At 37.4% G+C, this 10691-nt stretch carries 9 protein-coding genes and 1 CRISPR repeat array; of the genes, 1 reads left to right on the top strand and 8 read right to left on the bottom strand.

Going from position 1 to position 10691, the window contains the following annotated elements; genetic code table 11:
- Positions 1–22: 22 nt before the first annotated feature.
- Positions 23–785: a CRISPR direct-repeat array (repeat unit 31 nt; unit sequence GTATCAATCCCACAAGGGGTGGACGTCAAAC).
- A 105-nt stretch (positions 786–890) separates the two neighbouring features.
- The 8 genes from cas2 to cas6 are packed head-to-tail and all read right to left on the bottom strand — an operon-like array spanning position 891 to position 9746.
- Positions 891–1151: a CRISPR-associated endonuclease Cas2 gene (gene cas2, locus IBX40_07365; protein ID MBE0524133.1), complete on the bottom strand. Its 261-nt coding sequence runs from the start codon at positions 1149–1151 to the stop codon at positions 891–893.
- A 1-nt stretch (position 1152) separates the two neighbouring features.
- Entirely contained in the window at positions 1153–2130 is a 978-nt protein-coding gene (gene cas1b / locus IBX40_07360; GenBank protein ID MBE0524132.1) for a type I-B CRISPR-associated endonuclease Cas1, read from the bottom strand.
- Positions 2127–2648 (bottom strand): Dna2/Cas4 domain-containing protein, encoded by a 522-nt coding sequence (locus tag IBX40_07355; GenBank protein ID MBE0524131.1) that lies wholly within the window; start codon positions 2646–2648, stop codon positions 2127–2129. The genes cas1b and IBX40_07355 overlap by 4 nt, the downstream gene beginning before the upstream one ends.
- Positions 2632–4506: a type I-D CRISPR-associated helicase Cas3' gene (gene cas3 / locus IBX40_07350; GenBank protein MBE0524130.1), complete on the bottom strand. Its 1875-nt coding sequence runs from the start codon at positions 4504–4506 to the stop codon at positions 2632–2634. Before cas3 ends, IBX40_07355 begins: the two co-directional genes overlap by 17 nt.
- 8 nt (positions 4507–4514) lie before the next feature.
- A complete protein-coding gene (locus IBX40_07345) occupies positions 4515–5165 on the bottom strand; it encodes a hypothetical protein (GenBank protein ID MBE0524129.1) in 651 nt (216 codons plus the stop codon).
- A 27-nt stretch (positions 5166–5192) separates the two neighbouring features.
- Positions 5193–6326, bottom strand: coding sequence for a type I-D CRISPR-associated protein Cas7/Csc2 (gene cas7d, locus IBX40_07340; GenBank protein MBE0524128.1), 1134 nt, complete (start codon positions 6324–6326; stop codon positions 5193–5195).
- Position 6327: 1 nt separating this feature from the next.
- Positions 6328–9057, bottom strand: coding sequence for a hypothetical protein (locus IBX40_07335; protein ID MBE0524127.1), 2730 nt, complete (start codon positions 9055–9057; stop codon positions 6328–6330).
- A 2-nt stretch (positions 9058–9059) separates the two neighbouring features.
- Positions 9060–9746 (bottom strand): CRISPR-associated endoribonuclease Cas6, encoded by a 687-nt coding sequence (cas6, locus tag IBX40_07330; GenBank protein MBE0524126.1) that lies wholly within the window; start codon positions 9744–9746, stop codon positions 9060–9062.
- A 128-nt stretch (positions 9747–9874) separates the two neighbouring features.
- Between cas6 and IBX40_07325 the strand changes: the two genes are divergently transcribed.
- A complete protein-coding gene (locus IBX40_07325; GenBank protein ID MBE0524125.1) occupies positions 9875–10543 on the top strand; it encodes a hypothetical protein in 669 nt (222 codons plus the stop codon).
- Positions 10544–10691: the final 148 nt, after the last annotated feature.

The following is a 10691-nucleotide window of genomic DNA, read 5'->3' as shown; positions in this document are numbered from 1 at the left end:
TCTGTTATTTCACACTGTTTTAGTATCAATCCCACAAGGGGTGGACGTCAAACGTTATGCGGTTTCAAGTGATGAAAAAATAAAACATGTATCAATCCCACAAGGGGTGGACGTCAAACGGTTTCAATGTATCCAAGCATGATGAAAAAACCACGTATCAATCCCACAAGGGGTGGACGTCAAACTCTATTCTTCATTAGGGTTATAATACCCAGAATGACGTATCAATCCCACAAGGGGTGGACGTCAAACGTGTTACAGTAATATTTCCAGTTCTGGAAGTCATCGTATCAATCCCACAAGGGGTGGACGTCAAACCGTGTCAGCAACACATCTGGTACACAACCTCAAAGGTATCAATCCCACAAGGGGTGGACGTCAAACGTTCTGGGCGGCACTGATAATTATTATTATCGCTATGTATCAATCCCACAAGGGGTGTACGTCAAACTAAAAAAGGACAACCGTGGAGTTGTTGAACTTGCACGTATCAATCCCACAAGGGGTGGACGTCAAACTTGTTTTGTTATTTGCTGTATGGTCTGTCTCCGCATGTATCAATCCCACAAGGGGTGGACGTCAAACTGTGGTTTCCTGGTATTTCTGACGGTAAAAGGTCACGTATCAATCCCACAAGGGGTGGACGTCAAACAGTCACATTTCGAGTAGATTTTTTGAACACTTCAGTGTATCAATCCCACAAGGGGTGGACGTCAAACGGTGTGGTTCTACTCCACTGGGTAGCCATTGCATTGTATCAATCCCACAAGGGGTGGACGTCAAACAAGGCACATCAAGCACGGCATCGGTCTTCATGAAAAACCTATCAAACAAAATGTTTATATTCAACCTTGGTTTCGTATATTAAGTTTCTGGTTATTACCTAGGGGTCAGATAAAGTTCGTTTTCTCTGGTGTGCTGTCTCCTATACATATTAGATGCAGGAACTTCTTATCTTCAACTTTCCATATACGAACATTTTCACCATCAGTTATCATATCTTCCAGGGTATCTTTGAGTATTGTAAATTGTGTTGGTCTAAGTTCTCCCTCAAAAACACTATTTTGAACCCATGTAAGATATTCCCTGCAAAAACTCTTGAATAGATTTGTCCTATTGAAATGGACATCGTAAGCAAGCACAACATACAATCTAATCACCATCGGGTATTTTTATAGGATTATATTGCTCAATTCCTTCGATATGTTTTGTATATTTGTGCATCTCAAGCACAAGTAAGTGCCTGTGAGATACTTTTCTCTTCAGCTTTTTATGAAAAATCGTATGTTCCAGCCATTTATCCCAATGTTCCAGGAAAATTTTCTTCCCTGTTTCATTCAATAAAATTCCTCCACCAACCTCATTGAAATGCACTTGATTTGGCTGTAATATGCCCTGCTTCACAATTTGATAAATAAATCGATCAACAATACCGGGTTTAAAAACTTCTGACAAATCTAGAGATAAAGCAAATCTTCCTGCTGCCGGTTCATGATAAAATGGAATTGTAATATTTACAGAAGTTTTCCTTGCTGCTGTAATTATTGATGTATATAGCAAAGTATTTCCGAAAGATATCAGACTATTCCCATAATTGCTCGGAGGTCGTATTGCCCTTCGATCTATCTTGAATCCATCAGGCAGCATCGCATCAAAACGATTGTAGTAATCCTTGCGCATGCGTGCTTCGATCAACATCATATCTTGAATGGATTTTACAACATTTAAATCGATATCTTTCAAAAAAGGTGTGCGATTGCCCCCTATATGACCTAGGAAAGCACGCATATTATTTTCAACACCTTTAACTAATATTCGGGCAAGCTCCAATCGTTTTTGAATATCTGAATAAATAAGGCTTTGTTTAATAGTTAGATCTCCACTGAAATAATGTTCCTTCGGCCAGTATGTGCCCATGTAATTTACATAAAAATCGAACATATGGATTGGAATATTATGTTTTCCAGCCAGTGAAAACGCTCCACTTGAAACACTGCAACCTCCGTGTAATTCGAAAGACAATACCTGCTCAACAGGTATCGGAACGGATATTTCTACGTTCTTGAAATAAAATGTACCTTCTTTTACGTACAGATCGCCTTCTTTGAAAATATAAAAAACCTTACTCATGCCCAGCACATCTCCTCATATCTGCATCCACGACATATCGGTATGCGTGACGGTTTTGGACATCTCTCTCCTAGAATGTTCTTAATTTTTTCAATATCTGCCATAACGCTCTCCTCATCTCTTTTTACTTGCAAGGTTTTCCTCACCACAGGATAATGTATTACTCCTGTGGCTTCTTTTCCTGTCATTTCATAAAAAAGTTCAATATAGTAACGCACCTGGGCAATATGCGGTTCAGGATGTTCGCCCTTACCTTTTTTTACCTCATGTATTTCCATTCCGTTTGGTGTTTTTATAAAATCGATCGCTGCATATCCATGGAAGGTCATTACCTTACGTTCCTTTTTGAATGTTGTTTCATCAATATGTTTTCCTAACAGGATGTGCTCATTATCCTTTCCAGCGTCGATATTTTTATGTGATAGCCATAATCTTGTGGGGCAGGAATACAAGTCATAAAAAAACAAGCCCCCCAACCGTCCCAGATGGATTGATGTTTCATCAGATAAAATTGTCAATGACATCAACGCCTTTTGGAGCTAAGAGGTCTTTATGGATACACCATATTATTGTGCTGTTAAATAAATTAACAAAATCTTGCATTTTACAATTAAGATCATCATCATCTTCTGTATTTTCTAAAATTTCATAAAACTGTTTTTTCCAGATATTCTGATGCGCATTATTGTCATAAAGGCTTTTATTGGTAACTATAAAATCACGTCCTGATGGACTTGAATATTGTAATTCTAAAGTTCTCCTGGTGCCATGGAATCCTGTTGATTGATATACCTTTCTTCCATTAAGATTTCCAAACCCCCCCAAAACGCAATTTACTTTTATCCATTTCAAACTATATTCAACAGGCTCTTCCTGAGAACTGACGTGAGACGAATAAAGAACATCAAAAGACTGCCCTCTGAACCTGCCAAAGGATGGAATGAAGTATTCATTCCACCATTTATCAAGATTTTTAATAGTTTCGGGGTCAACATACTGATTCTTTGCAGATATTTCTTTCATTTCCTTTAAAAGAATTTCCGCTTTTTCAAATGCCTTGTACATATTCTCGCCTGGCAAATCACTCATCACCGAATGAATTTGCCCTGCCAATATTCTATTCGATCGAATCTTTACAAGGTACAGATAAGCGCCTACGTGGTTAATGATCTTGGAACTATACATCTTCTTATCGATTAAGACGTTATCCATACGCCCTACAAACTCTTCATAATTTTTTATATGTTCTGGAAGATTCTTTATTATATTGGAATCGATATGTACAACGATTTCTCCATCTTTACCTTTGCGTGCAGATCTGCCAAATCTCTGCCAGAAGTTTTCTGCATAAAATCCTGGTTCAATATGTGCTAACTCTATATCCAGATTCAATCCCAGTTCAGCTTTATTTGTTGCCAGTATTATTCTGTCATCAGGAGCTTCTTTCTGACCTCGTTTCGTGTCCAAACCAGTAAATGAACCGAATGCAATATCCAATTTTTCCAATCTGTCTTGCGCCTCCAAATTTGTTTTTAAATCACTAAATATATATAAGGTTCGGCGCGCGTCATAAATGACATCATTAAGAGACTCAGATATGTTTTTGTCTGTAAATGTTACTTTTAATTTTCCCTTTACTTTCCTGTATTTCATGTCTTTTACTTCTTCTTCCACTAATTCTTGTGTTACTTCCTTGCATTTGAGAAAATATTTTTCCTCAAGAACCTTTTTGATCAGGTTGTTTGGAGTTGCACTTGAAAAACAGGCTTTCAGATCATTCTTTGTTGCTTTATTCATAATGAGAAAAGAAATTACTTTGCCAATCTCATCTTCTGTATACAGATGATATTCATCGAATATCATAAACTTGGTATTCTTGAATAGATCAGACCATTGCCGTAAACGAATCTTATTTGGATCTTCATCCCTATAATAATAATTTGATAAAAGCAGTGTAGTTATATCTGGATTTGTGATGATAATATCTGCATCACGAATACGTTCATATATCTCTAAAGCACGGTTCCAGCCATTTGCAACAATGTTCTTTGCAAATAAGATTTCTACCTTTAATTTTTTATGTTTCCAGTCTTTTTTTAGATCATATTCGGTTTGATGTATGAGGGCATTTGTCGGAGCTATTATTATCGTCTTTGGCAAACTGTCATCAAACAATCTTTTATCATCATACCAGAGAGAAGGAAGTCCAAACCCATATGTTTTTCCACTTCCGGTCGGAGCATGAATTAGCAGACAATCTTCTTTCATCTCCCCCATTTCCAGCATGGATTTCTGTGTCGAATGCAGTTGTTTTCCATCAAACATCGTATCAGTAAATTCGATATTCTGCGGCTTAAAAATATATGATTTTTCCATACAAATCCTCACATGTAGGGAGCTACCAGAGATAGCCAATTTGTGGCATCAACTCCGTGCGCCAGCACATATTGCTGGGCGGGACGCTCTAATAACTCGAATTCAAGTCCCTTTACTAATTCATGCCCGAATACATGTTTGAGCGTGAACAGATTTACAGTCAGACTTTTTGCATTGCCAGGCTGTTTCTCGCATAATGCAAGAGTTTCCTGCATATTTCCAAGACGAATAGTGAACTTCTCAGGCGGCACATAATTATCCCGCACAGCTATAACAAAAGTGTATTCAGTGCCGGGTTCTATACCCTGACGCTTTAACCAGTTCTTCATGGATGTCCTTGCACTATTTTCTATAGCTGGCATGTTAGGATATCCTTCACTCATGAAATTGGTTGCCACGTCATATAACCGTGTTCTTTTTGGCTCTTCATATGGGACTGCTATACTTGTAATAAGGGGAATGTCCTTTATATCCTCATACTCCGGTTTGTTGCTTGTATATTTAAAAGGGATATGAGTTATCCCTATGGCTTTGTTGATAGCAAAACAGATAGCCAGATCACCGATCCATGAATCTGTAACTGTAGCTCCTGATGCGCCAGAATCCTGTCTGGATCTGTAAAATAAAGGAGAGAGTAAAGTCAATTTATAGGTGTACATATGAGTAATTTCCCTTTTTAATCGACTTCACTTCCCAAAACCCGCGTATTTACAGAGATCCACTGCATCTTGTTTCAACTTCGCATATATTGCTTTCATGGAATTGCCATCAAGTTTATTTGCCTCTGCAAGAAAATCTTCAAGTAGTTTACCCGACATCAGCTTTCCATTTGTTCCAGATAAGTCCTGTATTATTGTTTTTATCACATCTGTGCGCAGGTCTTTTGATTCCTGAAGTTCCGGATGGTTCTTTGTTATTGTGTATGAAGTTACAGGAGGCTCATTCTGGCAGCCCAATATCGCAACAATTGTATTTTTGATATTAGGTCCGGTTATTGAGGTCTGCGCTCCATATCTTGTCTCACGCAGGCACATCAGAATATGAACAAGTGATTCAGGTGTTGGATCATCGATTACAATGAAAGATGGGAATAAAGTGCCAGGTAAAATATATTCCGTACTGAAAAGACTCGTCCTGTTTTTCCTTTTTTCCCTATCCCACATTGTTCCTTGCTCAGAGAGTGCATTATGCGTCAATTTCGTGGTCAGTTTAACACGTTCCCTTATGCTATATGAACTGCTGTATTTTACGCGGCTTGGAAGCATTGCGGCTTCACTTTGCCCAACAATCGAATCACCAAATAGAACACTATTCGGATTTGTGATTTCCGCGTGCGTTTTCACTACATTGTACTCATAAGAAGCATCAACAACTTCATATGCTCTACATAATCTCAGTCCAGCAAGTTTCTCTTTTGATTTCATCTTTCGAGCAGGCACTTCTATGATTTCCCTTTCATTTACGCGGATGGATATTGTCTCTTCTGGATCTTCACTCCTATCGATGAATGGTGCAATTACTTCTCTTAAGACCGCAATTACCAGTCTTTTTGCATTATTTTGCCCGAATACTGGAACTTCCTTTGATTCTGGCTTTTTTTCTGCCAAAGACGTAACTTCTGTTGCAGCCTTTTGTTCCAATGTCACCTGTGCTGGTGAATCCGCAGTCGCTTTCCCCTTTTTCTTTTTGGGTATTTTTGGTTTAACTGTCTGTTCAATTATTTTTGGTGATGTTGTGAAATATTCCAGACCAAATGTTTTCTCAATTAGAGTATGGGCTGGAGTTATTGCCAGTCCTGTATTTCCCGTATTGTCTGTCATTTTATATTCCCTCCTGGGATTTTGATGTATCAACTATTTTGTTTTCTTTTTCAGCTTTTCTCGCCATTACTTCAGCCCATTTTTGTTGATTGTACATCAGAGCAAATTGGGCGATAATGTCTTTGCGCCATGACGATGCTGGTACTTTCCCGTTCTTTTCAAAACTTTCTTCAAGCAGAAGAACAAGATTATCAGAGAAAGATTTGCAGGCTTCTGTACCTTGCATTTTGTTGAAATAATCCGAACGCGCGGCAATCTCAAGCAAACGACCTGCACAACGTGTTATTTTATCTTCTCTATCAGCAGATTCATTTCTCTGAAGAACATCCAGAGCGGTTCGAATCATCCACGTGTGATCATTATTCGATTCAGGTGCGTGATTCCATATTTTACACGCTTCACCAACAATTGCATTCATTCTCATTTCGTTTACCTCTTTATTATAAATTTTTATGAATTTATTAATATCTTCCTGGATTCTGAATAATTTAGCTCCAAGACCATCATTCGCAAAGCTGTAAATCAGAGAGAAGATTCTCATCGGGTGTAAGGTAATTGCAGCCAGAACTTTTGGTATGTCATCAGATCCTTTTCTCAGCGAAGCAATTTGTCTGATGAATCTAAGTTCCTCAATTGCTCTGGGAATCTCATCAATCCTTAAAGAATTCATATTCAGGGATTTCACCCATCCTGGAGCATTTTCCCATGAAAATTGTTCCGGGCGTATTCTTGGTGCGCCTTGTAGCGGAGTGATATGTACTTTTATGCCAGTATCGTTTATAAAAGTCTCAAGTAACTGGAACAAGAAATAGAACTGCTCTTTCCTGTTACCCGGATTTTCTTGAAATACTACTGTATGATGGTCTAATTGATGACTTTTACCGAATTTTGTAAATTTTGCTTTTCCTGATATTTTATCAATTGTATCTGTATCTTTTGTTTTCAGGGATTCGATAACATCATGAATATTGATAGGGACTAAATAATCCCCAAGATGAGCCTGGATAACTATTCCTTCTTTTTTTATTTCTTTGAACTCGTCTTTACGAATTCTATTCTCAAGCTCGCACCATTTACATATCCTGCCTTTAAATCTTGCATCGTCTTTTAACTTGGTGACTTTACGTCCGGTTCCACTGGTTGCGCCGTATCCGAACACAAGTGAAGCCTCAAGTCCGATCTCAGAAGGGGCGCCACACTGCAAACACATCTCTTTTTTGTCAATATTATCATTACATACTCCTGTTAAGAGATCGATATCAGAACTTCCATAATAGATAATTGATGTAAAAAAATCTCTTGTATCCTCATTATCTTTATTCGGATATTTTTCCTCAAATTTAGATGCAATTTGTTCTATAATTTGATTATATGCAATCCCTGGCTCTTTTAAACCATCGAGAATTGCAAAAGCAATTGCAGATAAAGTCTTTCCTTGTATGGTATCAATATACTCAGATGAATTTTGTATATTATTTTCAAGCAACCATGTATCTGTTCGCGAATCATTTGAATTTAATATTTCTAATTCCAGAGCAACTCGATTTGCCACAATAAGCTTGGAAAGATATCTCAGGTTATTATTTTCCGCTGATTCTTCATCTGAAGTTTTCTCTGGCACTTTCAAATTATATGTGGCTTCCATAGATTCTGCTTTTCTTTCAAAGATGACTCCATATTTACGCATAATAACTGAAAAATCTGTATGATTTTGCCTCCATTCTTTCCCAGACCAAAACAACAACCTCCCCAACCAACAATCAATGAAAATATCTATTACTCCTGAGGTTACTTTTACTTTCTTAGCAAAATCACTTTTTATACTGTTGCTCGAAGGTGGATACAACTTAACCAGGCTTTCTGTATCGATTACCAAAGATTGATTTAAATCCAATATGCTTTGATCGATAATATCCTGATTTATCGGGCTGCCTTCAAAAATTATTGAATCAGGGGTTTTAAGCACAATATATCTCTCATTTTTTTCAAGTGCTTTCGAGAAACTGATAGATGCTTTTACACGTAGCATCGTCTGAGGAACATCGGCAAACATTACAACATGTAAGTTTCGGCCATTTTCCTTTGTGAAATCTTCGAATATTTTCTTGATCTCATGGTATATCTGCAATGAGGAAGTGCTTTTGATAGAACCTATTCGGTCAGAGAATTTCATATAATTTGAAATTTTCTCAAGCTCCTGTCGATTCCGCCTTGTATTCAGAAGATTTGCATGATCCCTCGTTCCTTCCTCTGTGCTCAAAATAAGATACTTCAAATCGTCAGACCAAGTTTCTGGTTCACCAATACTTGAGAGGAATGGAGCTACGATAACAGAATATTTATTCCATTCGTTGTTTACAGTATCAATAAGTGTTTTATTTGTTTCCAGTTTGTTGATGTCATGCAGCGTGAAGGCAGCGAAATACAAACGCACCCATTCAACGATGTTATTGGGTAACTTTTCCTCAGTACCAAATGTATTAAGCAGTTCATTCTCAAGCATTCGTCCACCGAGAACAAGACCATTAACAATATGGGTAAAATAAGTTTGATCAGGAAATTCTTTATGTTTTGATCCTCCCTTGGCGATTGCAAGAGGGTAATTTCGTAATATTATTGCCAATGGTCCAACTGGATCACCGGCTTCGCGGCGGGGGGTTACATTGAATAATTCTCTGAATGTTCTTATGAATAGATTTGTTCTAAACATTTTATTGACTGTAATATCCATAATTACCTCACTTCATCAATGAATCCAAACCCAAGAGCAGTCTTACTCCCGATTCCTTCTGTCAGAAGCATTTCGATTACATCTTCCGGTGCATCGATGAAAAATCTCATTACAGTACACGCTAATTTGTTCAATTTCACAACTTTCAACTTGTTTTCATAGTTGACAATATTGAACAAACGTATTTCAGGGCATGATTTTTGATAATAATGGACATATTTTCTCTTTATCCAATCAATTACTGCCTCATTAAATCCTGCATCATCAGGTCTAATAAACCTGTCATTCTTCTTGATCAGGACGGGGCTTTTTGTTAGTAATTCGCATGGTGGTGGAGGAATATTTATATTGACAATACTTGCCTGGATCAAAGGCAAAAGACTGTTATTCACATTCAGATGTCCCTGTTTCTGTATTGCAACTTGAAGTGTAGCAAGGAGATTGTTATCTCTTGATGCGACGATAAGGACATACCTTTCAGCCCCTATTCCCTTATCATAAATACGTTTCCCGCTTGGCAATAAACTTGAGATTACGTACCCTTTGTTATTTGTTTTGTTATGTAACGCCTGCGCATATTCCGGGGATTGTGCCGCTAGTAATCGGTACAAAGATGAACCAACCATGTAGTTATGATCAAAGGGTATCATCTTTTCTTTTGGTGGAGAGAAAGTTAATATCAATTTCATGTGATTTCTGTTTTGTTGTTACTATAATATATAGTTATGCTGTTAAATATATGTTGCATATTATTTGCAATACTGCAACTTTTTTACAAAATATTATTTAAAGCTATAGTAACAATAGTTAAATTAATATGCTAGATAAAAACACCAAAGAAATGAGTAATATTCAGACCCCCTATGCTGTTGCAGTAGCCGGATTTAATCCGGAGCTCATCATAAAACCCTTATACGGAAGCACTCGTGGAATAAAAAAGGTTGTATTACTGCATACTATCCATGAGAAATCTATAGAAACTGTTTCCGCAGTCAAACAAACTGCTGCCGCTTTAGGGATAAAAACGCAAGAAATTATCATAAAAGATGTTTTCGATTTCTTTGAGATTTATACCACAATTGAAAAGTTGATATCCGACAATGGGAATCCTTTGTGGATAAATGTCACATCCGGTCCTGGCATCGCAATTGCTGCAATGGCACTGATAAGCGCTGAAAAAGGTATACCGCTTGTAGCTTATGATAAAGAATTGGATCGAACAGTTACTATAAACACTAAAGAACTTGCAGAATATTACCATATTAATAAACGTTATAAAAAAACGTTGGCTAAATTACTTGAAAAAGAAGAATGGACTCTTGAAGAATTAGCAGGTGAATTAAATAAATCTATATCAAGTATATCTAGACAAGTAAATCAGTTGAAGAATGCCAAACTTATTATGAATATTAAAGGTAGTGGTGGACCAAATTCTCCTTATGAATTTTCGTTAACTTCAAGAGCGCACGGATTATTGGGTAAATAGTATAATAATATTACTTATACTACTCCACTACAACTAAAATTTCCTAACCACCCCTGGATAAAGGCATCCTCCACCCCCGACCTGTTTCGCAATCCTCAAAAGAACCAGTTGCGAATCCATTATCCGCGTCTCCTATACACAAAGCAAG

Source organism: Methanosarcinales archaeon (assembly GCA_014859725.1).
In the GTDB taxonomy this organism is placed as follows: domain Archaea; phylum Halobacteriota; class Methanosarcinia; order Methanosarcinales; family Methanocomedenaceae; genus Kmv04.
The sequence above is the reverse complement of the archived record's forward strand: the minus strand, read 5'-3'. Positions and strand labels throughout refer to the sequence as shown.

Excerpts from the sequence above, each read along its gene's own strand:
- cas3 (MBE0524130.1), bottom strand. The coding sequence starts at position 4,506 with ATGGAAAAATCATATATTTTTAAGCCGCAGAATATCGAATTTACTGAT.
- cas7d (MBE0524128.1), bottom strand. The coding sequence starts at position 6,326 with ATGACAGACAATACGGGAAATACAGGACTGGCAATAACTCCAGCCCAT.
- IBX40_07345 (MBE0524129.1), bottom strand. The coding sequence starts at position 5,165 with ATGTACACCTATAAATTGACTTTACTCTCTCCTTTATTTTACAGATCC.
- IBX40_07335 (MBE0524127.1), bottom strand. The coding sequence starts at position 9,057 with ATGGATATTACAGTCAATAAAATGTTTAGAACAAATCTATTCATAAGA.
- cas1b (MBE0524132.1), bottom strand. The coding sequence starts at position 2,130 with ATGAGTAAGGTTTTTTATATTTTCAAAGAAGGCGATCTGTACGTAAAA.
- IBX40_07325 (MBE0524125.1), top strand. The coding sequence starts at position 9,875 with ATGCTAGATAAAAACACCAAAGAAATGAGTAATATTCAGACCCCCTAT.
- cas6 (MBE0524126.1), bottom strand. The coding sequence starts at position 9,746 with ATGAAATTGATATTAACTTTCTCTCCACCAAAAGAAAAGATGATACCC.